Annotated in this window: 25 protein-coding genes, 3 tRNA genes, 2 rRNA genes and 3 pseudogenes; 10 read left to right on the top strand and 23 right to left on the bottom strand. The window is 33.9% G+C overall.

Annotated features, from left to right (window positions below; genetic code table 11):
• Position 1: 1 nt before the first annotated feature.
• The 8 genes from AAE962_RS04325 to carA all read right to left on the bottom strand — a co-directional run bounded on the left by AAE962_RS04325 (position 2) and on the right by carA (position 4576).
• The gene (locus AAE962_RS04325) at positions 2-289 is read right to left on the bottom strand and encodes a 50S ribosomal protein L23 (protein ID WP_211907847.1); all 288 of its coding nucleotides are present in this window, start codon (positions 287-289) and stop codon (positions 2-4) included.
• Positions 286-900 carry a 50S ribosomal protein L4 gene (gene rplD / locus AAE962_RS04320; RefSeq protein WP_343288713.1) on the bottom strand — a complete coding sequence of 205 codons (615 nt, stop codon included), beginning with the start codon at positions 898-900 and terminating at the stop codon, positions 286-288. Before rplD ends, AAE962_RS04325 begins: the two co-directional genes overlap by 4 nt.
• 2 nt (positions 901-902) lie before the next feature.
• The gene (gene rplC / locus AAE962_RS04315; protein WP_264336933.1) at positions 903-1625 is read right to left on the bottom strand and encodes a 50S ribosomal protein L3; all 723 of its coding nucleotides are present in this window, start codon (positions 1623-1625) and stop codon (positions 903-905) included.
• 9 nt (positions 1626-1634) lie between these two features.
• Positions 1635-1955 carry a 30S ribosomal protein S10 gene (gene rpsJ / locus AAE962_RS04310; RefSeq protein ID WP_343289580.1) on the bottom strand — a complete coding sequence of 107 codons (321 nt, stop codon included), beginning with the start codon at positions 1953-1955 and terminating at the stop codon, positions 1635-1637.
• A gap of 14 nt (positions 1956-1969) precedes the next feature.
• Complete coding sequence (gene tuf / locus AAE962_RS04305) at positions 1970-3142, bottom strand: elongation factor Tu (RefSeq protein ID WP_264336932.1); 1173 nt, start codon at positions 3140-3142, stop codon at positions 1970-1972.
• Positions 3143-3220: 78 nt separating this feature from the next.
• Positions 3221-3291: transfer RNA gene (locus AAE962_RS04300), tRNA-Gly, on the bottom strand.
• Positions 3292-3295: 4 nt separating this feature from the next.
• Positions 3296-3378 (bottom strand) — tRNA-Tyr (locus AAE962_RS04295).
• 109 nt (positions 3379-3487) lie between these two features.
• Positions 3488-4576, bottom strand: coding sequence for a glutamine-hydrolyzing carbamoyl-phosphate synthase small subunit (gene carA / locus AAE962_RS04290; protein ID WP_343288712.1), 1089 nt, complete (start codon positions 4574-4576; stop codon positions 3488-3490).
• A gap of 245 nt (positions 4577-4821) precedes the next feature.
• Here carA and AAE962_RS04285 point away from each other — a divergent pair, with 245 nt between their 5' ends.
• The 3 genes and pseudogenes from AAE962_RS04285 (at position 4822) to AAE962_RS04275 (ending at position 6087) form a co-directional block, all read left to right on the top strand.
• Complete coding sequence (locus AAE962_RS04285) at positions 4822-4983, top strand: hypothetical protein (protein ID WP_343288711.1); 162 nt, start codon at positions 4822-4824, stop codon at positions 4981-4983.
• Between the two features lie 11 nt (positions 4984-4994).
• The gene (locus AAE962_RS04280; RefSeq protein ID WP_343289579.1) at positions 4995-5345 is read left to right on the top strand and encodes an SDR family NAD(P)-dependent oxidoreductase; all 351 of its coding nucleotides are present in this window, start codon (positions 4995-4997) and stop codon (positions 5343-5345) included.
• Between the two features lie 273 nt (positions 5346-5618).
• Positions 5619-6087 (top strand): annotated as a pseudogene (locus AAE962_RS04275) (hypothetical protein).
• Positions 6088-6871: 784 nt separating this feature from the next.
• Here AAE962_RS04275 and fsa read toward each other — a convergent pair.
• The gene (gene fsa / locus AAE962_RS04270; protein ID WP_343288710.1) at positions 6872-7513 is read right to left on the bottom strand and encodes a fructose-6-phosphate aldolase; all 642 of its coding nucleotides are present in this window, start codon (positions 7511-7513) and stop codon (positions 6872-6874) included.
• 417 nt (positions 7514-7930) lie between these two features.
• On the opposite strand from fsa, the gene AAE962_RS04265 reads away from it, so the two are divergent.
• Positions 7931-10171: a hypothetical protein gene (locus AAE962_RS04265; protein WP_343288709.1), complete on the top strand. Its 2241-nt coding sequence runs from the start codon at positions 7931-7933 to the stop codon at positions 10169-10171.
• A gap of 304 nt (positions 10172-10475) precedes the next feature.
• On the opposite strand, the gene AAE962_RS04260 is transcribed toward AAE962_RS04265, so the two are convergent.
• The 3 genes from AAE962_RS04260 to pstC form a co-directional block, all read right to left on the bottom strand.
• Positions 10476-10817, bottom strand: coding sequence for a F0F1 ATP synthase subunit epsilon (locus AAE962_RS04260; RefSeq protein ID WP_343288708.1), 342 nt, complete (start codon positions 10815-10817; stop codon positions 10476-10478).
• 5 nt (positions 10818-10822) lie between these two features.
• A complete protein-coding gene (gene atpD, locus AAE962_RS04255; protein WP_343288707.1) occupies positions 10823-12259 on the bottom strand; it encodes a F0F1 ATP synthase subunit beta in 1437 nt (478 codons plus the stop codon).
• A gap of 96 nt (positions 12260-12355) precedes the next feature.
• A complete protein-coding gene (gene pstC / locus AAE962_RS04250) occupies positions 12356-13444 on the bottom strand; it encodes a phosphate ABC transporter permease subunit PstC (RefSeq protein ID WP_343288706.1) in 1089 nt (362 codons plus the stop codon).
• Between the two features lie 107 nt (positions 13445-13551).
• On the opposite strand from pstC, the gene rpmH reads away from it, so the two are divergent.
• The 3 genes and pseudogenes from rpmH to AAE962_RS04235 all read left to right on the top strand — a co-directional run bounded on the left by rpmH (position 13552) and on the right by AAE962_RS04235 (position 14331).
• Complete coding sequence (gene rpmH / locus AAE962_RS04245) at positions 13552-13686, top strand: 50S ribosomal protein L34 (RefSeq protein ID WP_264336924.1); 135 nt, start codon at positions 13552-13554, stop codon at positions 13684-13686.
• A gap of 70 nt (positions 13687-13756) precedes the next feature.
• Positions 13757-14047: pseudogene (gene rnpA / locus AAE962_RS04240) on the top strand (ribonuclease P protein component); the annotation flags it as partial.
• Positions 14048-14121: 74 nt separating this feature from the next.
• The gene (locus AAE962_RS04235; protein WP_343288705.1) at positions 14122-14331 is read left to right on the top strand and encodes a hypothetical protein; all 210 of its coding nucleotides are present in this window, start codon (positions 14122-14124) and stop codon (positions 14329-14331) included.
• A gap of 32 nt (positions 14332-14363) precedes the next feature.
• Here AAE962_RS04235 and AAE962_RS06755 read toward each other — a convergent pair.
• The 3 genes and pseudogenes from AAE962_RS06755 to AAE962_RS04225 all read right to left on the bottom strand — a co-directional run.
• Positions 14364-14975 (bottom strand): annotated as a pseudogene (locus tag AAE962_RS06755) (IS66 family transposase); the annotation flags it as partial.
• Positions 14976-15367: 392 nt separating this feature from the next.
• Positions 15368-15474 (bottom strand): 5S ribosomal RNA (gene rrf / locus AAE962_RS04230).
• A 67-nt stretch (positions 15475-15541) separates the two neighbouring features.
• Positions 15542-18306, bottom strand: a 23S ribosomal RNA gene (locus AAE962_RS04225).
• 317 nt (positions 18307-18623) lie between these two features.
• On the opposite strand from AAE962_RS04225, the gene AAE962_RS04220 reads away from it, so the two are divergent.
• From AAE962_RS04220 to ruvX, 3 genes are read left to right on the top strand one after another with little or no spacing between them, the layout of a single operon-like run.
• Complete coding sequence (locus tag AAE962_RS04220) at positions 18624-19694, top strand: methyltransferase domain-containing protein (RefSeq protein ID WP_343288704.1); 1071 nt, start codon at positions 18624-18626, stop codon at positions 19692-19694.
• A 48-nt stretch (positions 19695-19742) separates the two neighbouring features.
• On the top strand, positions 19743-21527 hold the full coding sequence (locus tag AAE962_RS04215) for a ribonucleoside-diphosphate reductase subunit alpha (RefSeq protein ID WP_343288703.1): 1785 nt from the start codon (positions 19743-19745) through the stop codon (positions 21525-21527).
• Between the two features lie 57 nt (positions 21528-21584).
• On the top strand, positions 21585-22052 hold the full coding sequence (gene ruvX, locus AAE962_RS04210; RefSeq protein ID WP_343288702.1) for a Holliday junction resolvase RuvX: 468 nt from the start codon (positions 21585-21587) through the stop codon (positions 22050-22052).
• 25 nt (positions 22053-22077) lie between these two features.
• On the opposite strand, the gene ruvC is transcribed toward ruvX, so the two are convergent.
• From ruvC to rpmA, 8 genes are all read right to left on the bottom strand, one after another.
• The gene (gene ruvC / locus AAE962_RS04205) at positions 22078-22566 is read right to left on the bottom strand and encodes a crossover junction endodeoxyribonuclease RuvC (RefSeq protein ID WP_343288701.1); all 489 of its coding nucleotides are present in this window, start codon (positions 22564-22566) and stop codon (positions 22078-22080) included.
• Positions 22567-23394, bottom strand: coding sequence for a cytochrome c oxidase subunit 3 (locus AAE962_RS04200; RefSeq protein ID WP_343288700.1), 828 nt, complete (start codon positions 23392-23394; stop codon positions 22567-22569).
• Positions 23395-23441: 47 nt separating this feature from the next.
• On the bottom strand, positions 23442-23597 hold the full coding sequence (locus AAE962_RS04195; protein ID WP_343288699.1) for a hypothetical protein: 156 nt from the start codon (positions 23595-23597) through the stop codon (positions 23442-23444).
• A gap of 9 nt (positions 23598-23606) precedes the next feature.
• Positions 23607-24101 carry a TenA family transcriptional regulator gene (locus AAE962_RS04190; protein WP_343288698.1) on the bottom strand — a complete coding sequence of 165 codons (495 nt, stop codon included), beginning with the start codon at positions 24099-24101 and terminating at the stop codon, positions 23607-23609.
• A gap of 39 nt (positions 24102-24140) precedes the next feature.
• Positions 24141-24806, bottom strand: a complete 666-nt coding sequence (locus AAE962_RS04185) for a TenA family protein (RefSeq protein WP_343288697.1) — start codon at positions 24804-24806, stop codon at positions 24141-24143.
• Between the two features lie 109 nt (positions 24807-24915).
• The gene (metK, locus tag AAE962_RS04180; protein ID WP_343288696.1) at positions 24916-26082 is read right to left on the bottom strand and encodes a methionine adenosyltransferase; all 1167 of its coding nucleotides are present in this window, start codon (positions 26080-26082) and stop codon (positions 24916-24918) included.
• Between the two features lie 39 nt (positions 26083-26121).
• Positions 26122-26198, bottom strand: a tRNA-Ile gene (locus AAE962_RS04175).
• A gap of 8 nt (positions 26199-26206) precedes the next feature.
• Positions 26207-26476, bottom strand: a complete 270-nt coding sequence (gene rpmA, locus AAE962_RS04170; RefSeq protein WP_343288695.1) for a 50S ribosomal protein L27 — start codon at positions 26474-26476, stop codon at positions 26207-26209.
• Positions 26477-26485 lie beyond the last annotated feature (9 nt).

The following is a 26485-nucleotide window of genomic DNA, read 5'->3' as shown; positions in this document are numbered from 1 at the left end:
ATTAAACGCTCATTATATCTAATTTTTGACCATCTATCAAAGAAAAATAAACCTTTTTTCTCTGTTTTTTACAACCAATCACACCCCTGAAACGTCTATATTTAGGTTTAACTCTAATAACATTTATAGAAGAAGTTCTGACATTAAATAAAGACTCTATTGCCGATTTTATTTGACGCTTATTTACATTTACAAAAACATACAAAGAGTATTTATTAAACTTCTCTCTTAAAAGAGAAGACTTTTCTGTGATTACAGGAGATTTTATTATATTATTATATTTAATCATAATAATCTACCTTCAAGATGCTTTAAAGTGTCTTTTGTTAACATCACGCATTCATGATTCAATATATCAAAAACATTTAACCCAATGGGTTTGATTAAATCTACATAATGCAAATTTTTAGCAGCACGTAACAAATCATCTCCATAATCACCAACTATTAAAAAAGAAGAAAATTTAAAATTTTTAATATGTTCACACATTTTAGATGTTTTCTTCACATCAACATTTAAACTATCAAGAACAATAACTTGATTATTTAAATATTTTAGAGATAAAGCAATTTTCAAACCAAATTTACGTACTTTTTTATTAAGAGAATAAGCATGACTCCTCACAACAGGGCCAAAAATAATTCCACCACCCCTAAATTGAGGAGATCGCAAGCTCCCCTGTCTCGCCCTACCGGTACGTTTTTGACCATACGGTTTAGCTGTTGTACCAGAAACATCACTGATACCCTTTGTTTTATGAGCACCAACTCTTCTCTTTGCTAATTGCCATCTCACTATATCATGCAAAATACTCAATTTTTGCTTGGCAGAAAATATCAAGGGATTAAGCTCAACACTACCTACATTATTATTAGATAGATCAACTAATTCACATTCCATAACTAACTCACCAAATTATTAGCATCATCACTCGTATTCAACAGCAGACCTACTGGAAAAGGAACATCTTTATGTAAAGGCTTTTTAACTGCATCTCTCACAAAAACATAAGAGTTTTTAAATCCAGGAACATTATTACCCTTTACAGCAATTATGCTATTTTCATAATCAATGGATAATATTTTCATATTCTGTACAGTTACTCTGCTATTACCTAAATGACCAGCCATCTTCTTCCCCTTGAATACTCTACCAGGATCTTGACATTGACCAGTAGAACCTTGCGATCTATGAGCAATAGAAACACCATGAGATGCCCTAAGCCCACTAAAGTTATGCCGCTTCATCACACCAGCAAACCCTTTACCTAAAGAATAACCCGTAATATCAAGATATTGACCAACTACAAAATGATTAACACCCACCTTTTTACCACATTCTATTCCTAATAGATCAATTAATCTACTTTCGTATAATTTACATTTACTATTTATACCCTTTTTCTTTAAATATTCCAACTGAGGTTTTGCTATTTTTTTTAAATCCCCCGTGCCTAAAATGACTGAATTGTAGCCACATTTATCTTGTCCTTTTATATCGATAATACAAGTTTCGCTGAGATGCAGTAAAGTTACAGCCATGCGACTATTATCAAAATACATAGCAGTATGGCCAACATTAGTCATTAATAAACCAACTCTCCTAAGCGAATTTATTCTCTTCATTTTCTTTTCCTAAATATTAACTTCCCTAACTTTTAAATCCACTTCTACACCAGCAGAAAAAGATAAATCTGCAAGCATCTTCATCATAGTAGAAGTAGGATTATGTACAATAATTAACCGCTTAGAAATTCTCATTTCAAATTGCTCACGAGATTTTTTATCAACATGAGGAGACCTATTAACAATAAATTTAGAATCTTTTCTTGGCAACGCAATCGGACCAGATAAATCTACATTAAACTGCTTTAATTGATCAATAAACTCCCGAATACACTTTTCCAACAAAGAACAATCGAAAGCTTTAATTCTAATATATATATCTTGCTTCATCTTAATTGCTATACTCACTCTAAAATCTCCGAAACAACGCCAGAACCAACAGTTCTACCACCTTCTCTTATCGCAAAACGCAATCCTTTATCCATTGCTATTGGTACTTGCAACTCCACTTCTATGCTTACATTGTCCCCTGGCATGACCATCTCCTTTCCATCTAGCAATTTTATGCTCCCAGTTACATCCGTTGTCCTTAAATAAAACTGTGGCTGATAATTTCCAAAAAATGGTGTATGCCTTCCTCCTTCTTCTTTCTTCAATATATACACCTCCGCATTAAATTTCTTATGCGGAGTTATTGTCCCTGGTTTTGCCAATACTTGCCCTCTCTCCACTTCTTCTCTCTTTGTTCCTCTTAGTAGTATTCCTACATTGAGTCCTGCACTTCCCTTATCTAGCAACTTCTTAAACATCTCAACACCAGTACATATCGTCTTTTGCGTCGCTTTCAGACCTATTATCTCTATCTCATCCCCTGTCTTTATCTCCCCCTTCTCTATTCTTCCTGTTACTACCGTCCCTCGGCCCGATATTGAAAATACATCTTCTATTGGCAATAAAAACGGCAAATCTATAGGCCTTGGAGGTACTGCCACATACTCATCTAACTTCTCCATCAATTTATCTATTGATTTCTTTCCATACTCACTACCATCATCCTCCAATGCTTTTAACGCAGACCCAACTATCACAGGCACTTCATCACCTGGAAATCCATACTTACTCAGCAACTCTCTCACTTCCATTTCCACCAAATCTATCATATCAGCATCAGCAACATCAGCTTTGTTTATATATACCACGATATATCCAACACCCACTTGTTTTGCCAGCAATATATGCTCTCTCGTTTGTGGCATCGGCCCATCAACCCCTGACACTACCAATATTGCTGCATCCATCTGTGCTGCACCTACTATCATATTCTTTACATAATCAGCATGTCCAGGGCAATCAACGTGTGCATAGTGTCTCTTTTCTGTTTGATATTCAACATGCGCTGTTGCTATTGTTATCCCTCTCTTTCTTTCTTCTGGCGCTTTATCTATCTGATCATATGCTACAAAATTACCATAATGCTTTGTTATCGCCGCTGTTAACGTTGTCTTCCCATGATCCACATGTCCTATCGTTCCCACGTTTACATGCGGCTTTCCAAATGCTTCTACTATTGCTGTCATAACCTTAACTCTTCTACCTAAAATACAAATACATCAATAAATAATATGTTGATTTTATATAAATACAACAAAAAAAAGAGCGGATAGTGGGAATCGAACCCACGTCACTAGCTTGGAAGGCTAGAGCTCTACCATTGAGCTATACCCGCACAATGGAGGAGGTAGGATTCGAACCTACGTACGCTCACGCGGACAGATTTACAGTCTGTTACCTTTAACCACTCGGTCACTCCTCCACAAAAATCTGTTAAGAGAACACTACCTTAACTTAAGTTTTATTATCCCTAATATTAAACATCCAAATCCAAAAGATCAAGTAATAAAAGCTAATCTAACTGATTTCAGTTAGATTTTACTTTTATATAACAAAATATTATCAATAAAACGCCTAAATAAATAATGTGAATCATGCGTACCTGGCGCTTCTTCTGGATGGTATTGAGCAGAAAAGACTGGGTAATCCTTCATCATTATTCCCTCTACACTATTATCAAATAGAGAAATATGAGTAACTTCAACGTTACTTGGAAGAGAAGCTGAATCAACAACAAAACCATGATTTTGGCTAGTTATCTCAACTTTTTTACTCTCCAGATCATAAACTGGATGATTACTCCCTCGATGACCAATATCCATCTTAACAGTCTTTGCCCCCAAAGTAACTGCGAGTAATTGATGGCCCAGGCATATGCCGAAAACCGGCACCTTAGACTTTACAATAATTTCTATCTCTGAAATTACACTCTCCCCTATCTCTTGCGGATCGCCAGGACCATTTGAAAGAACTATACCATCTGGATTCATGCTTAATATTTTTTGAGCAAAACCTGTATCTGGTTTGACTAATTCAATCGTACAACCAAGTTCTACTAAACGTGAAACTATACTAGCCTTTACACCAAAATCAATTACCACAACTTTGTATTTTGCATTAAGGTCACTTTTAAATTTACTATGCAAGTTAACTTTATTGGTTATTTCTATTCCATTTACAGATTTGTATTTCTTCAATTCATCTAATATATGTGCCTCACTTGACGGACATATCATTCCATTTTGAGATCCATGTTTTCTCAAATATCTCGTCAAAGCTCTAGTATCAATTCCCGATATCCCAACTACATTATTTTTCTCCAACCAATCATTTAAACTAATATATGAAGAAGAGTGAGACATAATAGAAAGTTCACGCATAACCACACCACTTGCAAAAATTTTCTCTCCTTCATTATCTTTGTGATTTATTCCAACATTACCAATATGAGGAAAAGTGAACGCTATGATTTGATTAGCAAAAGAAGGATCGGTTATAGTATGTTGATACCCGGTCATACCATTGGTAAAACAAACCTCACCTATACATTTGCCCTTTTTACCTACCGATCTTCCCCAAAAGCACTTGCCATCTTGTAAAACTAAAGCTGCATCCTGCATTTAATTCTCTCAACTCATTTAAAATATTATATAAGAATTTTAAATTACAAGTAAGCAAATACTAAATTTCCCTTTAAGTTTATATAAAATTCAAAATTATAAGTAGCTTTCTTTTTTTATTATTTAGCAAAATTATAGCAAACTTAACTTGTGTGAATAGGCAATAGTCATTATATTCATACTTCACGTTATGTAAATTCACATGGATAGAAAAACTTGTCTCATTACAGGAGCATCATCTGGCATTGGAGAAACGATTGCTCATTAAGGATGGATGGTTTGTGATTGGCATTGCAAGACGCACTGAAAAACTGGAAAAATTAAAAGAAGAATTAGGTAGTAATTTTTTACCTATAACGTGTGATGTAAGCAAAAGTGAAAATATTAAAACTCGTCTGATTTTTTAAAAAAGCAAAATATTATACCAAATCTCTTTTTTCTTAATGCAGGATGTGGCGAAATAGAAGATAAGTTTCATACCAACATCCATAGAAAAACATTTGAAACCAATTATTTTGGTGTTATCAACTGGATTGAAGAGTGGCTTAGCTACAGCCATTCAGCAACTTTTGTAGCAATATCCTCTCTTGTTGTTGTACATGCAACACCACATGCTTCTGCATACTGTGCCAGCAAAGCAGCACTAAGAAGTTGTTTTCAATCACTAAAAATCCAATATGCTAACAGTAGCACAAAGTTTATCACTATAATGCCAGGGCCAGTAAAAACAGATATGTTTAAGTCTAATAAACCACTTCCCTTCATATGATAACCAGAAAAAGCTGCAGCATATATTTTAAAAAGTATATTTAAAGGAAAGAAAGTTATAGCTTTTCCAATTTTCTGGCGGTTATTTTTTCATATTTTACAAATTCTTCCCACTAAAATGACTGCAAGAATCTTACGATAATCACCAAATCTACCATCTTGTAAAGCTAAAGCTCTTCAAAACTCAATCGCAAATTTCTCCACACAAAAACATCTTGACTATCGCATGTTTCATATTATATGAATAAACTATTAATGAAAGTAGAGGGTTGCAATCCCTAATAATACAGATCAGTCTAAAAAAATAAATGAGAAATGGTTATTTATAGGGGGTGCTTCATTGTTTCTTGTAATAATGCTACCATCAATTTTTCTCTTAGCAAAAATAGCTATGATGTTTGTTATAATATCAACTACAGCAATAGCAATAAAAATTGCCTCAAAAGCAATATCAAATGTTTTAGAGGATAAAGAGAATCAATCAACACAAAATAAAATTATAAACCTAGCTATTGGAGCAGTGTCAATACTTGCAGGTGTGCTATCATTATTCATTACAGCAAAAGCTGGCTTCATTGCAATATGTTCAACTATAGCTATTTTAGCTCTGTACGAAGATATTAAAGATAAAAAAAATAGGTAAAGATATAAATGATAAATTCGATGAAATAGCTAATAATACAACTGAGTTTTGCGTCAACAGCATTGAAAAACTTATTCCATCACAAAGTTGTGAAGTGTAATCTTTTGTTTATAAATTTTTAGATGCATGGCTAACGTATAAACACTGAAATCAGCACTTCCTTTCTTGTTATCCTAGTAATGGCTTTCATCATCAAAAATGTTGTATTACTTTTATACTCGCAAATCTAACTGGATTCCAATGTCAAGCACTGGAATGATATTACCTTGAATGGAAATCGGTGCGTGATGTACATCTGTATAGAGATTAAATATGTCATTCAGGTAGCCTCTTTGTTATCATTCTAGTACTGCCATTCTATAGGTAACAGCTGTACCTGAAACTCCTCTCTTGTCATTCCAGTACTTGATGCTGGAATCCAGAAAACTTAATTTCAAACTAGTACTTTCCCTCTTTTCATCCCAATTTCCAAAATGTTACTCCAGTACTGAAATCCAGCTTTTTCATAATTATCAAAAACGTTGTATTACTTCACAAATTTAACTGGATATAATTACTGGCATGATATGTTCGTAAAATTGCGATAAAAAATTACTTGACAAACTCTAATAGTTTTGTTACCATGCGCAGTAAAGGTGTTCTAGAGCTCGGAATCTATCTTCGTCTACAGACTTTTCAATTCAATTAATCTGCAATCTTCAGTTAAAATATATTTTAGCTATACTTCGGTCGTAGCTGTATACATTTTTCTGAATCTTTTTTTATTAACAGGAGGATCATTATGTTTAAAATTCTGAATTATGCATATCATTAACCTGCATGTCTTTAAGGGACAGATGGTACCTATGTCCTTTTTATATTATATTTTATAGCAATATCATGTATTACTTTACGCCCCAGTCTTTTTCAAATATTGCGAGCCCTTGATCAGTAAGTGGATGATTAATTAATTGTCTAAGTATTTTTGCTGGTACAGTAATTGAATCAGCGCCAATCCTTGCAGCTTCTATTACATGTGCTGGGCTTCTCACTGATGCAACAAGAACTTTTGTCTTAAAATTATAATTAGAATATATAGTGCATATATCTTCTATTAGTGATAAGCCATCATAGCTTATATCATCAAGGCGACCAACAAAGGGAGAAATAAAACAAGCACCGGCCTTAGCGGCAGACAGTGCTTGTCCAGGAGAAAAACATAACGTGATATTAGCAGGTATTTTATGTTCTGTCCACAACTTTTTACAAGAAATTAATCCTTCATGTGTAAGGGGTAACTTTACTACGATATTACTAGCTATTTTCGCTAACTTAAGGCCTTCCTTAACCATATCTTCATGGCTATCTGCAACAACTTCAACACTAACAGGCCCTTTTATAATAGAGCATATTTCACTTACTAAATCTTCGTATTTATCTTTATGCCCAGACTTTGCTATTAAAGAAGGATTAGTTGTTATGCCATCAATGAACTCTTTTAGCTCCTTAATTTCATGTAAATCAACACTATCAAGAAAAATTTCCATATTATTGTCCTGTTCAAAACCTATTTTTACAAAATATTGTCATCTTTGGAAAGTGTTAAATAAAATCGGATTTTTAACTCAACTCAATTCTAAGTCTGTTAGGAAAGAAAATATTGAACTGAGACACAGTATACCTCTGGTAATAAACATGAATTGGTTGCATTTTATTAATAGAATTAGCATACCCAATTTCTGAAGTTTACTAATTTTACATCTAATAGAAATTCTTGCATAACCTAAAACGTAGTGCTACTATTAGTATAGTAACACAAATAGGTAGTGATGAACAATAAACAAAATGACTAAGTTCGAGTTTAACGCTCGCAATTAAATTCAACTAAAAAGGTTAATATAAAAGGAGTTAATCACTCCTAAAGTAAATATATTACCAGAACAATATAGTAAGTGGGGTATACTATGTCAGCAAAATTCCTGATATTGAAAAATATATTAGCAGAACTGAAAAGAAAAAATATCATTACTGTTCTAGAAGAACATTGTCAGAAAAAATGGGAGATTTATGACTTACTCATGGATTTAACAAATGATGAAAATTTTAAGCAAGCATATATAGATCTATCTTTCAACAAGAGCTTTAAAAAAGACTTTATAGAATTAGCAAATCAGGCAAAAAAAGCTGTAAGTAAGTATTTTAGAGACAAAGACATAGACCTTCGAGCTTTTTATGTAAAAACTAACAATTCTGATAGAGTGTTAAATATTAATCTTATTAATTACAATAGAAGTGAGCCAATAAGAATTAGCGATATCTTGCATCAAGAAAGGGATATTATCATGTTGAACATCTATTGCGATAAAAAGCATGACATATACGCTTATCGAAAAGGTAAGGAAAGACATTATGAATTTAAAGAGGATGCATATTATGAAATAACAAGCACTTGGCTTGTTCAGGATAAGCATGGGAAAACTTTTACCTGTACTATGGTTATGAATGTAAGTAGTTCTGGTATAACTGAAGTACTACAGTTTAATGATAAAGATTTTGAATCGCCATCTAAGGAGTTTTGGAATTTAATAAGAGAAAATAAGGAATTATATATTCAAGGCCTCTCTCTACATGATGCTGTAAAAGCATTATTGGAAAAGAATAAAAATGCTCCAGCTGTTATTAATCTGCAAAATAACGAACATATCGTAATCAATAAAGATGAAAAGATGAAAGATCTTGAAAATGATGCTAAAAGCAATCCTATTCTTTCTTTCACTAGCAACAACATATCAACTCAAACAGAGATTAATCCACACCAGGTTGCAACTCAAACAGAAGCTAATTTACAGCACACTGAAACTCAGATAGAGGTTGCTGTGCAGCACGTTGAAACTCAAGCGGAAATTGGCTCTCAAGAAACTGAAACTCAGACAGAAGTTAATTTGCAAGAAGCTGCAGTGCAAACAGAAGTTCACTCACAACAACTAGATCAAAAGCTTACAAAAGCTGAACAAGAAATTAGAGAATTAAATGAGCAGAGGAACGAATTACGATATAGGTTCGACAAGGCTGAACAAGAACTTGAAAGTGCACATGAAGGAAAGAAAAACCTCGAAATTGCTAATGCAGAAAAAGAAGAGTTGATAAGTGAGTTAAGAAAATTGCAAGAGGAATTATATCAGATGAAAGAAGAAAAGTATAGTTTGGAAGACAAACTTGATCAATTAGAACTCCGTATTAATAGTACGGAGGAAAGCAGTAAACAGCAAATATCAGATTTGGAAGGAAAGTTATTATCACTAAAAGAAGAAAATCAAATGTTAAAAGCAAAGCAAGTAGAATCAGAACAAGAACTCGTGGAGGTTAAGCAAAAAATTGAGGAATTGAAGAAACAGTGCAATGATTTACAAGTTGAGTGTAAAGAAAAGGAACAAAGACTTGAGAAAGAAACGAGTAAAACAGATGAGCGAATAATCCAGCTCAATAAGGAGCAAGAGCAGAAAATTCAAGAAATTTATGAAAAAAATAAGGAACTGGAAGAAGAGGCAGAAGAACTGAAGAAAAAGCTAAAAACTGCTAATGCAGAACAAGAGAAACTACAAGGTAAATTGAACCAGTTTGAAAAAAAAGAGGAAGAGATAGAGGAAGTAGAACAAATAATAAGTGCAAGGGATAAGTGTATAGCGAGTTATAAATCTCGAATGCAAAATTTAGAAAATGATCATAACGCACATTTGGAATCTGATGAACAAGAGGCAGATCAGCTAACGCGGGATTTTGAAATGTTAAAGAACGAGCTAGAGCTTAAAGATAAGCAAATCGATACAATAAGAGGGAAAGTACGGCAGGAGATAGAAGAAGAAATAGTTAATAAGTACCGTCCATCACTGGAATTAAAGTTTAAAGAATATGAAGATGAGATTGAAAGATTAATAAGAGAAAAAAAAGAGCTAAACGATAAAGTACAATACTTAAATAACGAAGTAGAACTGTTAAGTCGAGTAATTGATAAAGTACTTGTTAATAAAAAGGAAGTTTTTGATAATAACTCAAAAATGTTTTACCATCTTACAGAAAAAATTGATGATTCAGCTAGGTCTTTAAGCTTTGATAGCGCATTTCATAGCGATCACTGTAATTCACTTCTAGACTTAACCATCAGTCCCTCAGAGGTGCGTAGCCAAAGTAAGCGTGTAGGTGTTTAAAGATGCATATGAAATCAGTGCTTCTTCTTGTCACTCAACTCTTGTCATCCGAGTAGCGTGACACTGGGATCTGGACATAAAAACATTTGCAAATTATGCAATGGACAACAGATTCTAGGAACATATGTTAAAATCATATCCATGATGAAAATAAGATAGATCCCAGTGTCACGCACTGGGATAACAAGAAGGAAGATACTGGAATGACATCTTCCCTGAACCATAATTTTCGTACAGTTGTGTGTCAGCTACTTGAAGTGGGAATGACAAGAGTAAACTCATTTCTTGAACACAAAAAGAGCCCCTAAAGAGATTTGACATCAAGATAACTTAAATATATACTAACTCTCTTATTTTTTAATGATTCCTCATCATGAGTCAAATGATCAAAAACCTGAATTTGATTTGTTAGAATGCTACAATCATTATTTACAACCTCTAATACACCATTGTCAATTACAACTTTCTCCTTTATCTGGTTACTCATTTGAACAGTAATTATACTAGGCAATAAATAAATTAAATAAGGGGAATGGTAGGCTAAAATAATCAATTCCCCTTTAAGCCCGTTCACTGAAAGCGAAACTACTTCATCGAATGAAATTCGATTATCAGGAGAAAAAAATTGCACTCTAAAAGTGTTCATAATCTTTAATGTCCTGCTCCAACTTCAGCTTTTATTGATTCAGCCTTTTCTATTGCTTCACTTATACTTCCCACCATATAAAAAGCATCTTCTGGCAGATGATCATATTTACCTTCAATAATTCCTTTAAAACTAGAAATAGTATCAGAAAGTGCAACAAATTTGCCAGACATGCCAGTAAATACCTCCGCAACATGAAAAGGTTGAGAAAGAAACTTCTGAATTTTACGAGCTCTATCAACAATAATTTTATCTTCATCAGATAGTTCATCCATACCAAGTATTGTGATAATATCTTGCAGCGACTTATAAGTTTGCAATATACGTTTCACTTCAGAAGCCACATTATAATGTTCTTCACCAATGATTTCAGCAGATAAAGACTGAGAAGTTGAATCAAGTGGATCAACAGCAGGGTATATACCCATTTCAGCTATCTTCCTTGACAATACTGTAGTGGCATCAAGATGAGAGAATGTCGTTGCTGGAGCTGGATCGGTCAAATCGTCTGCAGGAACATATATAGCCTGTACAGAAGTAATAGAACCAGCAGTAGTTGAGGCTATTCTCTCTTGCATAGCGCCCATATCAGTCGCAAGAGTTGGCTGATAACCAACAGCCGACGGTATTCTTCCAAGCAAAGCAGAAATTTCAGAGCCAGCTTGAGTAAAACGGAAGATATTATCTACAAAAAATAGAACATCTTGATTTTCATGATCACGAAAATACTCCGCCATAGTTAGTGCTGTTAAAGCAACCCTAGCCCTTGCTCCAGGAGGTTCATTCATTTGACCATAAACCAAAACGGCTTGAGATTTTTCGTGCTCATTTATATCTATTACATTCGAAGTAATCATCTCGTTATAAAGATCATTACCTTCACGCGTTCTCTCTCCTACTCCAGCAAACACAGAAAATCCTTTATGAGCTTTTGCTATATTGTTAATCAATTCCATTATCAGAACTGTTTTACCAACACCAGCTCCACCAAATAAGCCAATTTTTCCTCCTTTAAGATAAGGAGCAAGAAGATCTATAACCTTTATTCCTGTAACTAAAACCTCTTCCTGTATCTTCTGCTCAGTAAAACTTGGAGGTGATCTATGTATAGGTTCTAAATTATACTTTCCTTTTAAAGGACCACACTCATCTATAAGCTCCCCTACAACATTAAAAATCCTTCCTAAAGTTGAGCGTCCAACCGGAACTGATATTGGTGCACCTGTATCAACAAACTCATCACCTCTTGACATACCATATGTGCTATCCATAGCAATGCAACGAACTATATTGTCACCTATATGTTGTGAAACCTCTAAAACTAGCTCCTTGCCCTTACATTTTAGTTTGCTTTTTAAAGCATTAAATATCTTAGGTAACTCACCTTCAAATTTTAAATCAACAACTGCTTGAGTTATTTTAACTACTTTACCTGTACTCATCTCTTTCATCACCTAACACTACAATTCTATAAAAGAACTTCTAAAGAAAATAAATATTATATTATTAACAGAAACTTTGCAATATTAAAACACTTACTAGTTACGTTTCATTATAAACAATGCAAATGCATTCAATAGCCAAGTAATAACAAACAGCACCAAACTAAGCGCATAAGCAGCAAGAGTTTGCACACTATTGAAATCCTGATCTCCGGTAAGTAATGTAGCAATTTGTACAGTGATAGTAGTAACTGAATTGAGAGGATTAAAGGTCAAATTTGCATTGATTCCCACAGCCATTAGTACAATCATTGTTTCACCTATCACCCTTGAAATTGATAATAAAACTGCACTTAAAATTGTAGGAATTGCATAAGGTATTGTTATATGCCATATAGTTTCCGCTGGTGTTGCGCCAAGCGCCATAAAACCATAACGTAAACTTTTTGGAACAGATCTTATAGCATCTTCAAGCAAAGAAATAATAAAAGGAAGAATCATTATTCCAATCGATAAACCAGCAATCAAAGCACTTTCTGAGTGTATACTTAGATTAAAAAAATTCGCTACCTGCTTTATAAAAAAAGACAAAAATACAACTGAGAAGTATCCATATACAACAGTAGGAATAGCAGACAAAACCTGTAAGGCTGTATTAATAACATAACGCACTTTTTCACTCGCATACTCACTAATATATATTGCAGAAAATAAACCAAGCGGCACCGCAACTAACATTGCTACAATAGTTATAAGTAATGTCCCCACTAAAAGTGGCGCTATACCAAAACACCCCACCTCTCCTTCACCAATAATAGCTACATTATGCTTCCATTTTAAGCAAAATAAGAATTCTGAAATAGCGACTTTGTTAAAAAAAGAAATGGACTGAATAAAAATAGATAGCATTATAAATAAAGTGATAAAAAGTGATATGGTTAAAGCCATAAATAACAAAAATTTTACCATCTTATTTCTTTTATCTTTAAAGATAAAAATCAGCATAAAAAAAAGTAACGCTATAGAAATAGAAATTATAAAATAACCACCATAGAGTGGTAACAAACAAGCTAACATCCAAATACAACTCAAATATATATAAGACTTAACTTTACTTACTGCTTGAAACCTACTCAAACAAAATAAAAGGATTAGTAAAACAGGTACGCCTATAATTAAATTCATTTTTCCATATATCAAATTTTATTCAATAAGAATGCTATAGAAGTTGACCATTATTTGACAATAGAGCAAAATAATTTAAAATAAATAGTCATATTAATATAAAAACAATGAAAAGAACATTACAAGCAAAAAATTTGATAAGAAAGCGTAGACACGGATTTCGTTCACGTATGTCAACAAAAGCTGGAAGAAAAATCCTTAATAGGCGCCGTTCATTAGGGTGTAACAAATTATGCGCATAGTAAGTATAAAAAAAAAGAGTTTTCCTTTGCCTTTAAAAATAGATTAGCACCTGACAGTCTTTTTTATCGAGGGGTATATATATCACTATATGCTATAAAAGAAAGAGAACCTGAAAAGTATATTCATGTTATTAGAGTAGGTCTGGCTATCAGTAAAAAAGTCGGAAAAGCAGCAAAAAGAAATAAAATAAAAAGGCAATTACGAATGCTAGCTAAAGTTAGCATTTCTAATATAAGTAATGTAGGATACTATTACATAATACTAACCCATAAAAACATTATGCAAGCAGGCTATAAAAATTTACAAAAAGACCTCAATATTTGCTTAAAGAAAGATAAAATAAGAAGAAATTTTCACTAAAGTATTTACAGCTATATTTTTTATGATAAGATAAGTAAAGTTTTTAAAAATAAATTAATAGATGTGGGTGCTTGATGGTAGAGAGTATAATAAAACAATATAAAAAGCTCGGTACAAATAATACTGAAGAGAGTTTTTATGAATATAAAAACTCTATCTGTTCTACACAATGGACAATGGCATTTGAACAAAACCAATACTTAGAACAAAATAAGGATAATACTAGAGGGGAGTTGCGAGAGTTGAATATAGAAGCAACTTATTACAATAAGGAAATAGTTTGATAAAAGTAAAAGTACCCGTTCAGGGGAGTGGTTCAAGAAACGATAGGCAGGGGATTGTATAGTTCTCTTTGTTTCCATGTTAAGTATAATGAAATTATCCTTTCAAATTCCTAGCTCTGATTACGTAAAATATGAGCTTTTACAGTAAATGATATAATTCCTAATTTGCTGTTCAGCGCGATAGTGGAATACTTTCTGGTTTACTTAAAAAATTTCACATCATTCTTTCAGATTTTAAAATATTTTTCGCAACTTGAGAAGCTCCAGTTGCTTCAGATAGGTAGCTTCAAGTAATACCTTATACGTTTTGCAACTTTCTTACACTTCTGTTTGATTTTTTAATAAAGCTTTTTTTTAGTATAAATAATTCAGTGAATGCGTTTTTTAAGTAACAGACCAGAATTTTAACTTCAATAGTTCAGCTATGTTTCAAAGTACCTGTCAGCGACTATTACGATTGCAACATACACTGTCTTTTAAATCTTCTTTCCCTTTAAAACTTGCAGTGTTGCTTCAGCACTAACCAAGTTTACCTTTATTATAACATGTTGATGTGCAAAACCTCACTTTTCTTATTCGATTTGCTCATACACCTTTTTGCATTTTGAAGGAACTCTATATTCACTATTTGATACGCTTTCAATTTACATTAAAAACATCAATTATAATTCTCACGTTTTTAATTTTTATAAAATCAACTGAGTACTACAATTATCAACTAACTCTTGGACCGAATGTATCTTCTTCTTGATAGTTTGCTACTTCTTCTTTCTCCTCATCTCCAATAACTTAATTAATATTCAATTATATAAAGTTTGATTTTCAGAAGATCAATTGTTTGATGATTTGTTAAATGTTGCTATCTCTCCTCCTAATTTGCAAATAGGTGACAAATTCTACTTTTAAATTTTCTACTTTTATCTTAAAGTTTTCGCAGAGTTCTAAAAGATCAGTTATATTACCTCACAAGCTACTCTATGTTTACCTTGTTTCATCGCTCTACTGAAAAGATATAAATAAGGAGAAATTTTTATAAACTTGGCAACGACCTACTTTCCCTTTTTAAGTATCATCGGCGCTAAAAAGTTTCACTTCCGAGTTCGAAATGAGATCGGGTGGTTCATTTTTGCTATAGCCACCAAGTCAACAAAAATTTCTTACTTAATAAATTTTAATTTAATATTTAACACTGCATATGCACATATAGAAAGCAAATAAATCAATCAGGCTATTAGTACCAGTTAGCTTCACATGTTACCATGCTTCTACACCTAGCCTATCAACGTGGTAGTCTCCCACGGCCTTAATTGGGAAATCTTTTTGAAGAGGGTTTCTTGCTTATATGCTTTCAGCAATTATCCCATCTATACATAGCTACCCAGCGATGCTATTGGCATAACAGCTGGTACACCAGAGGTATATCCATCTCGGTCCTCTCGTACTAGAGTCAGATCTTCTCAAATTTCCTTCACCCACGGCAGATAGAAACCGAACTGTCTCACGACGTTCTAAACCCAACTCACGTATCACTTTAATCGGCGAACAGCCGAACCCTTGGGACCTTCTCCAGCCCCAGGATGTGATGAGTCGACATCGAGGTGCCAAACGGTGTCGTCGATATGAACTCTCGAACACCATCAGCCTGTTATCCCCGGCGTACCTTTTATCCGTTGAGCGATAACCCTTCCATACAGAATTACCGGATCACTATGACCGACTTTCGTCTCTGCTTGGCTTGTCAGCCTCGCAGTCAGGCAAGCTTATGCCATTGTACTATCAAGCTGATTTCCGACCAGCTCTAGCTTACCTTCGCACGCCTCCGTTACTTTTTAGGAGGCGACCGCCCCAGTCAAACTACCCACCATACAATGTCCTAGTTTCAGATAATGAAACATAGTTAGATATTAAAAATGTAAAAGGTGGTATCTCAAGGTCGACTCCATTACAGCTAGCGCCATAACTTCAAAGTCTCCCACCTATCCTGCACATCACATTTTTAATAGCAATGTAAAGTTATAGTAAAGGTGCACGGGGTCTCTTCGTCTAACCGCGGGTACCCCGCATCTGCACGGGGAATTCAATTTCGCTGAAATGATGTTGGAGACAGTGGAGAAATCGTTACGCCATTCGTGCGGGTCGGAACTTACCCGACAAGGAATTTCGCTACCTTAGGACCGTCAGTGTTACGGCCGCCGTTTACTGGGGCTTCAATTCAGAGCTTGCACTCTTCCTATTAACCTTCCAGCACCGGGCAGGCGTCAGACCCTATACTTCCACTTACGTGTTTGCAGAGTCCTGTGTTTTTAGTAAACAGTCGCTACTCCCTATTTTGTGCCACCTACTTATAGTTGCCTAAAAGCAGGTTACCCTTCTTCCGAAGTTACAGGTATAATTTGCCGAGTTCCTTCAACATCATTCTTTCAACACCTTAGTATACTCTACTCATCCACCAGTGTCGGTTTACGGTACGGCCTCATAAATATAAGTGCTATTTCCTGGAGCTTCTTTTAAGCATAGATCAATCCAATAAGACCTATACAAATACAAAACCCGTCACACTTAAGAGGTTTAGGAATATTAACCTAATTGCCATCGACTACTCCTTTACGGACTCGCCTTAGGAACCGACTAACCCTACGCAGATTAACTTAACGTAGGAACCCTTAGATTTTTGGTGAGAGTGTTTTTCACACTCTTTTACGCTACTTATGTCAGCATTCTCACTTCCGATATCTCCAGCAGTTTTCACAAACCACCTTCACAGACTTACGGAACGCTCTGCTACCGCGCCTACTAATCGAAATCAATAAGCACCCACATCTTCGGTATACAGCTTTAGCCCCGGTACATTTTCGGCGCAGAAAAACTTATTTAGACAAGTGAGCTGTTACGCTTTCTTTAAAGGATGGCTGCTTCCAAGCCAACCTCCTAGCTGTAATGGTTTTTCTACTTCCTTTCCCACTTAGCTGTAATTTTGGGACCTTAGATAGTGATCTGGGCTGTTTCCCTTTCCACCACGGACTTAGCACCCATAGTGTGTCTGCTGTATAATTAATTACTGGTATTCGGAGTTTGGTTAGATTTGGTAAGACGATGAATCCCCCTAGTCTATCCAGTGCTCTACCCCCAACAACATAAATACAACGCTCTACCTAAATAGATTTCGCAGAGAACCAGCTATTTCCAAGTTTGATTGGCCTTTCACCCCTAATCACAACTCATCCAATAATGTTGCAACATTAACTGGTTCGATCCTTCAGTATGTTTTACCATACCTTCAATCTGGTCATGACTAGATCACTTGGTTTCGGGTCTAATCGATAAAACTAAACGCCCTATTCAGACTTGCTTTCGCTACGCCTACACCTAACGGCTTAAGCTTGCTTCATAGATTAACTCGCTGACCCATTATGCAAAAGGTACGCTGTCACTCTAAATATCAATAAATTGATATAGAGCTCCAACTGTTTGTAAGCACTTGATTTCAGATTCTATTTCACTCCCCTCCCGGGGTTCTTTTCACCTTTCCCTCACGGTACTTGTTCACTATCGGTCGTTAAGGAGTATTTAGGCTTGGAGGATGGTCCCCCCACATTCAAACAGGATTTCACGTGCCCCGCTCTACTCAAGGATTTAAAAACTTTCTATTTATACAGGACTATCACCTTCTATGGTTACCATTTCCAGAGTATTCTAATTCTTATTTTTAAATCACTAGCCTTTTCCGCTTTCGCTCGTCACTACTAACAGAATCTCGGTTGATTTCTTTTCCTTTGGCTACTTAGATATTTCAGTTCACCAAGTTTGCTTTATATACTTAGTATATAATAACTAGCTAAGCTAGTTGGGTTTCCCCATTCGGAAATCTGCGGATCAAAATTTGTTGACAATTTCCCACAGCTTATCGCAGCCTGCCACGTCCTTCATCGCCTCTTAACGCCAAGGCATCCATCAAGTGCTCTTAATAATTTATTTATCTGACTATATGTAGAATATGCAGAGTTAAATATTAACTTACAATTGAATTGAGATTAAATAATCTCTACCATAAAACTTTTCAAACATCTAAAAACTAATCTTTTATATGTTACAATCTGATAAATCATATGTCAACGCCTTTTTATACAAAACATTTACCTATTATTATCAACAATCTTAAACAGTAAAATCTGAGAAATATTCTATAAATTGATATGTACAGAAAAATTAATGAAAAAGATATTTTGTAAGATAAAATGTGTTAAAATTAGTTACCTAAAAATGACAATGAACATTTGGAGTATTTCTAATGTATGAAAAGTAATCTATCTCTTATAAAAAACTTTGCTTTAAATTGTATATCTAAGCTTACTTGCTTATTAAACATTAAAAAAGTAAAAAATTTCATTATGGATAGATACAATAATCTCCATAAAGAAACTATAGTGCTTCTTGAAAAATCTAAAAACCTGTTAAATACCAACATTGAAATCGGGTTATATCACTTCTATAAAGGTAATATATCAGATGCAAAGTTAAGATTTTGGTTAATTAGCATATTCTACCCCAATTTACCTATAATCTGGTATAATATTGGAAGATGTCATTTTGCAGTAGGAAATACTAATAAAGCTTATAATTATTTAACAAAGACGTTAAAATTAGATAGTAGTCACAAAGAAGCTTCTTACTACTTAAAAAAAATAACAAACACATCATATATCGTAGAATTGCCTAAAAATCTCATAAAGCAATATTTTGATTACACAGGTGAATATTTTGTTGAGCATTGGCTAATTGCCAAACAATACAGAGGGCATGAACTCATACACATGATAATTACAAAAGTCTTTAACAACTCCACTTCTGAACTGAATATACTCGACCTTGGTTGCGGTACTGGAATATGTGGTCACTTCCTAAAAATAAGTAATATTAGAAGTCGCATAACAGGAGTTGACATCTCAAATAGAATGCTCAATATTGCAAGAGGATGCTTTATAAAAGGTAAACCTGTTTACGATGAGTTAATACATACAGAAATGAAAGAATTTCTTAAACAAGAGAAGAATCAGCAATATGATGTAATTATCTTTGCTGAAGTGCTACACTATCTACATGATTTTCTAGCAGAATTGGAACTAGCAAAAGGATTGACAAACAAAAAAGGGATTATTGTATGTTTAGTAAGAAGAAAGGAAAGTAAAGGTATTGACTTTGTAAAGAAAGGAGATTATTTTCGTCACTCAGAAGATTATATTCAGCATGTTGCAAAAGAAACAAATATGCAAATAAGTCAAATGAGTTACTGTAAAATATATGGCAGCCAAGTTGATGGTATCTTGTTTGCATTACAGTATCCACAAAAAAATTTAACAACTTAATCGAGAAATCGCTCAAATAAATTTCTATGTTATTATAAAAGGAGCCTTATGAATTACATTGCTATTAACTACGCAAAGGATAGTAAATTAACTGATTTTGGAAAAGCAGTTCTATTGGACAGGTATTTAATAGAAAATGAAAGTTATCAAGATCTCTTTATACGTATTGCCAATTACTACTCTGATAATAAAGAGCATGCACAACGTCTTTATGATTACATGAGCAATTTATGGTTCATGCCTTCAACTCCAATACTTAGTAATGGTGGTACCAAGAGAGGATTGCCTATTTCCTGTTTTCTTAACGAAACTGAAGATAGCTTACAGGGAATAGTTGATTTATGGAATGAAAATGTTTGGCTCGCTGCACGTGGTGGTGGAATAGGTAGTTATTGGGGAAATTTACGTTCAATTGGTGAAAGTGTCAAAGGTAGCGGTAAAACATCAGGAATTGTGCCATTTATCGTAGTACAAAACGCTCTGACGCTTGCAATCAGCCAAGGATCCTTAAGAAGAGGAAGCTCAGCAGTTTATCTTCCTGTATGGCATCCAGAAATAGAAGAGTTTCTGGATTTACGCAAGCCAACTGGTGGTGACCCAAATCGCAAAGCATTAAATATACATCATGCTGTAATAGTAACAGATAAGTTTATTCAAGCTGTTGAAGATGATCAAGAATGGGATTTAATAAGCCCTCATAACAATAAAGTTATTTCAACAGTAAAAGCACGGGATATATGGATTAAAATATTAACAGCAAGAGTTGAAACTGGAGAACCTTACATTATTTTCCTTGATGCAACAAATAACAATAAGCCAGAATCTTACAAAAAACTCAACTTAGACATCAAAATGTCAAACCTATGCAGTGAAATAACTTTAACTACAGGTTACGATCACCTGAAAAAGTCACGCACTGCTGTATGTTGTTTATCATCCGTAAATCTTGAATACTACGAAGAATGGAAAGATAATGAGCTTTTCATAGAAGATATAATGCGTTTTCTTGATAATGTATTAGAGGATTTCATAAACCAAGCACCAAATGAAATACAGCGAGCAAAATATTCCGCAATAAGAGAGCGTAGTATCGGTCTTGGCGTGATGGGTTTTCATTCATTTTTACAAAGTAAAATGGTTCCTTTTGAATCAGTAACAGCCCAACAATGGAATAAAAAAATATTTAAGCATTTGCGCGAGCAAGCAGATGTAGTTTCTAAAAAATTAGCAGAAGAAAAAGGGCCATGTCTTGACGCTAAAGAAATCGATCTAATGGAAAGGTTTACACATAAGCTCGCTATTGCTCCAACTGCCTCAATTTCGATTATCGCAGGCAACACTTCTCCTGGAATAGAGCCGTATGCAGCAAACGTATTTATACAGAAGACATTGACAGGTTCATTTGTAGTACGAAATAAATTCTTGCAAAAACTACTAGCAGAAAAAAATCAAGACAATGATGAAACATGGTCCTCAATTTCAACAAATGAGGGTTCTGTTCAGCATTTAGATTTTCTTAGCAAGCATGAAAAACTGACATTTAAAACAGCATACGAACTTGATCAACAATGGATCATAGAACATGCAAGTGATAGAACTCCTTATATTTGTCAATCTCAATCAGTAAATCTGTTCTTACCTGCCAATGTGCATAAACGTTACTTACACAAAATACATATGCTTGCTTGGAAAAAAGGATTAAAAAGCTTGTATTACTGCAGATCACAATCAATGCAGAGAGCTGACAAGGTCTCACATGACATATTCAAAAAAAGTGAAATACTGCAACAAAAAACAGATATTAATTATGATGAATGTCTATCATGCCAGTAGACTGTACATAACTTACTGTCACAAAAATACAATTGTACAAAAGTTATGTTTTCATAGATGATACATAGAAATCCAGATGAATTTCTAAAGTCTATTCCAAGAGATAAACGTATAATGTGCCTTGATATGGGAGAAAAACAAATAGGCATAGCATTTAGTGATAAAACACAGCTTATAGCTACAGCTCATAGTATATATTATAGAAGAAATATGAGCAAAGATTTAGGTTATCTAAATAGAGTGCTTAAAGAAAATGAATCTGGATCAATGGTAATAGGACTACCATTCAAAATAGATGACCAAGAGACTGAATGGTGTAAAGCAATAATCCAGTTTGCAAATAAAATAATAAAAAAATGTAAAGTACACATATACCTACAAGACGAAAGTCTATCAACATCTCTTGCAACTCACGCACTAAAAATTACTGGAATATCAATCACAAAATCAAAAAAAATAGATGATAAAATTGCTGCATGTATTATTCTGCAACGAACGTTAGATAAGATAAATACCATCAAATAGTTTTTTTAACTTAATTCATGTAAAACTATTCAATAAAACAAGAACTTCTCGTATAAGCATGACAAATTGCTGTAGCAAGAGCATCAGCAGTATGATGACATTTTATATTTAAGTTTTTAACTATTTGCTTCACCATAAATATAATCTGATCCTTATCAGCATGACCATTTCCGGTAATGCTCTTTTTTATATAGTTTGCATCATATTCATTCATGGGTAAATCCGTCATTTGTAATATTAAAATTGCAATTGCTCTTGCATATCCCAAAGTTAGTGAAGATTTTGGATTTTTATTAACAAAAATTTTTTCTACAGCAGCTTCATCTGGAGAGTATAAAGAAATTACTTTCTTTAATTCTTCAAAAATTATATGTAGACGCTCACCTATACCCGACTTACTATCAGTTGATATGGTGCCACCATCCAAAAATTTAATATTATTTTTTTCTTCCAGTCTAATAATGGCCCAACCAGTCTTACTCATCCCTGGATCTAGGCCTATTATTTTAATCACTTAATAAAGGCTTAACCAATAAATAAACAGAAATAAAAATATCCAGACTAGATCGACAAAGTGCCAATACCAAGAAGCAAACTCAAAGCATAAGTGATCTTGAGGTGTAAATTGATCTTTTCGAGCTCTAAATAAACATACTGACAAAAATATTATACCTATTATAACATGCACACAATGAAAACCAGTAATCATGTAAAAGTTGGATGTATAGATAAGTTTCTCTCCCGCTTCTTGTAGAGAAAAACTTGCTTCATAATACTCAATTGCTTGCACTATTATAAAGAACATCCCAAGCAATATAGTTATAGACAGCATTTTAATCATTCTTTTTTTATCATTTTCAAGTAAAAAATGATGTGCTGAAGTAATTGTTGTACCAGAAAGCAATAATATTAGTGTATTCATAAATGGTAACGACCACGGATCCGGTGGTAAAATGCCTTCAGGGGGCCATTCAACTTTTTTTGTAGGAGAAAACGCTTCAAATAAAAAAACCGGATCAAGCCAGGCTTTAAAGAATGAACAAAAGAACGCTATAAAAAACACAACTTCCGAGAGGATAAATAAGTACATTGCAAGCTTGAGTCCATGTTTTACAATGGCAGTATGGCATTTATCATAAATTGCTTCTCTTATTACATCTCTCCACCAATAAAACAGTACACCTGATACTGCAGAGATTCCTAAAACTAAACCAAATATTCCAGAAGTTTGTTTATGAAATACACCAACTAACCCAAGTGCAAGAACAAAAATTGCTACTGATATAGCAATTGGCCAGGGACTTGGGTCCACTAAGTGAAAATCATGTTCTTTACTTTTCATATCATCTTCAAAAATACGTATTAAGCATACAAATTAGCTTAAAATTGTCAATATTTCTTAAAATCTTGATTAAATTTTGAAAAATTATATACCCCACTCCAAAAATCCAACTCAAATTGTGCAGTTATTTTAAATAATTCTAGCATTCTGGTTCTTTCACTTTCTCCTACTTTGTTACAATATTCGTCAACAATATCTTCCAAAGCAACACATCAAGATTCCATCAAATTACCGCAAAAAAAATCAAGCCAATCCTTATACCTATTATCTTTTTTAATTTTATTTCTCATATTATCAACAACAATTTTATATATGAAATGGCAAGAGTAAAGAACTGTTACAGCTTCATAAACATCGCTATATGAAGTAGACAAAAGAAAGTTAGTAAAATTGAAACACTCAAGCGACTTTTCTCCACGATTTATGGAATACACAGCAAAGTAGTGGTTGTATAACACTTTCATAATCTCTATTGACCCTTTAGCCACCCCAATCAATGGAACAATGTTATTACAACTCTCCATTTTTGATGCAATCATTAAAACAGTACGAATATAATCAGCTAAAAAGAATGCATCTTGTTGTATATAAAATTTGAAGTTTTCTATGTTTAAAGTATTATTTGCTAATTCAAAATTGAAAGGATGCTCAATAATATCCTTTAAAAGATTTGACCCATAATAGCTCTTAATTATACCACTGAACATCACATAAACTAGAATATAATTTAGTGTTAATACTACAGACTATGCTAGAGAATACATCTCATCCCAAAACAATATTTCTATCTCTAAACCTCTCTTAAAAAACTCATGCATCCTTCTTTTTTCACAATCTCCAGCTTTCTTATAAAATTTATTCGTAACATTAGTAAACTCATCAATTGCAGCATTCATTGCTTTGCTATTGTAAATATTGATCCATCCTTCGTACTTGCTATTTTTAACCTCATCAGATGTTACCTCACTCATCATATTCTGTAGAATGATTTGGTATATGTTAAAGCAAGGGTAAGATGCTGATAAAGCTTCAGCAACAGAACTGTGATATGCAGCGCGCATGAAAAAGTCAGTAAAGGCAGAACAGGCTCTTGATTTTTTGTGATTATCAGATAAATCACAATCTCCAAAATGTTCTTTATATTGCCTCCGAACATCAAATGTTCCTCTTGCCACATTTATTAAGCTGCTCATTATTTCAATGTCATGAACTTTAGCTGTAATAATCAATAAAGCACGAGTACAGTCCACTAAATATAAAAAATCCTGCTGAAGATAAAATTTAAACTTTTCATAATCTAGCGTATTGTTCATCAATTCAACATTGAAAGGATGTTTTATTATTTTTTCAATAAGGCCAGATGACTCTCTTACAGCAATATCGTAAAATTCTTCTTTTGGTTTGTCGGACATCTTGTAAGCCTCATAAATATTAAAACTAGTATAGTTACTAAAAAGTTACTTACAATTTATAATAAGTTATTATATCAGTATCAAGCTAGAAATAAAAGAGTTTAATAGTTTAAAGACATTCTCTCTTTTCTTCTTCTATATTAAATTCTTTACAAAAATCAGTAGATAAGTCCACACCTTCCCAAGAAAATCCACCATCACTTTCCGATTCTTTACCAAAATGCCCATAGCAGGCTGTACGTTTATATATAGGACGATTAAGTGATAAATGTCTTATTATGCCTTTAGTTGATAAATCTATGTTACCTTCAATAAACCCTTTAATCCTCTCTTCATCTATTGTATTCGTGCCAAATGTATCAATGTAAAATGAAGTAGGTTTTGAGACACCAATTGCATAAGAAAGCTGCACAAGACAACGTTCAGCTAAACCTGCAAAGACAATATTTTTAGCAAGGTATCTCACCATATAAGCTGCGGATCTATCAACTTTTGTTGCATCTTTTCCAGAAAACGCTCCTCCACCGTGTGGAATATATCCTCCATAAGTATCAACCATAATTTTTCGTCCGGTTAATCCACAATCACCAACTGGTCCACCAATAACAAATCTACCTGTTGGATTGACTAAGAGATTTTCTTTAGGGCACATCCACCCTTCAGGTAAAGATGAAGCTATGTAAGGATAAATTATTTCCTTCACTTTCAATTGACTCATATCCTCAAGATGCTGTATTGAAACAACAATACTTTCAGCACGCACTGGAAGGTTATTCTCATACGCCAAAGTGATTTGCGATTTTGCATCAGGACCAAGCTTTACCCCTTTGACCATACTCATGATATTTCTCAGAATCGAGTGTGCATAAAAAATGGGTGCCGGCATGAGGCTTTCTGTCTCTATTGTTGCATAGCCATACATTATGCCCTGATCCCCAGCACCTTGATCCACACCTATTGCAATGTCATTTGATTGTTCATGTAGCAATATATTTACTTTCACTGTTTCCCAGTGGAAACCATCATGCTCATAACCAATATCTTTTATTGTATTCCGTACAATACTTTCAATCTTGCTATTTTCAATGTTCGGCCCAAATACTTCCCCAGCTATAATAACATTATCTTTAGTAACTAAAGTCTCTATTGCAGTACGAGAGGAAGAGTCATTAAAAAGGTATTCGTCAAGTATTGCATCTGAAATCTGGTCTGCTACTTTATCTGGATGACCGGCTGCTACTGATTCACTGGTTACTGAATTCTTATGTAAAACCATCGTTTAGTTACACAATATCAAAACTATTGCAAATTTAAATGGTGGGTCTGGGAAGAGTTGAACCTCCGACCTCACGCTTATCAGGCGTGCGCTCTAACCACCTGAGCTACAGACCCGTATCTATTCAAGCCAAGGCTTGCATATCATCTGTAGGCACAACATCAATAAACGTCTTTTTATTTGCTGATTTTCTAAAACTCACCCAGCCTTTCGTTTTAGCAAAAATCGTATGATCTTTACCCATACCAACATTCTTTCCAGGATGAAATTTTGTACCTCTTTGACGTACAATTATGTTACCTGAAATAACCTCACCATTCTTCTTTATCCCGAGCCGACGCCCTGCCGAATCTCTACCATTACAGGAACTACCACCTGATTTTTTAGTTGCCATATCTTACCT

Source organism: Wolbachia endosymbiont of Encarsia formosa (genome assembly GCF_039540065.1).
Lineage (GTDB): Bacteria > Pseudomonadota > Alphaproteobacteria > Rickettsiales > Anaplasmataceae > Wolbachia.
The sequence above is the reverse complement of the archived record's forward strand: the minus strand, read 5'-3'. Positions and strand labels throughout refer to the sequence as shown.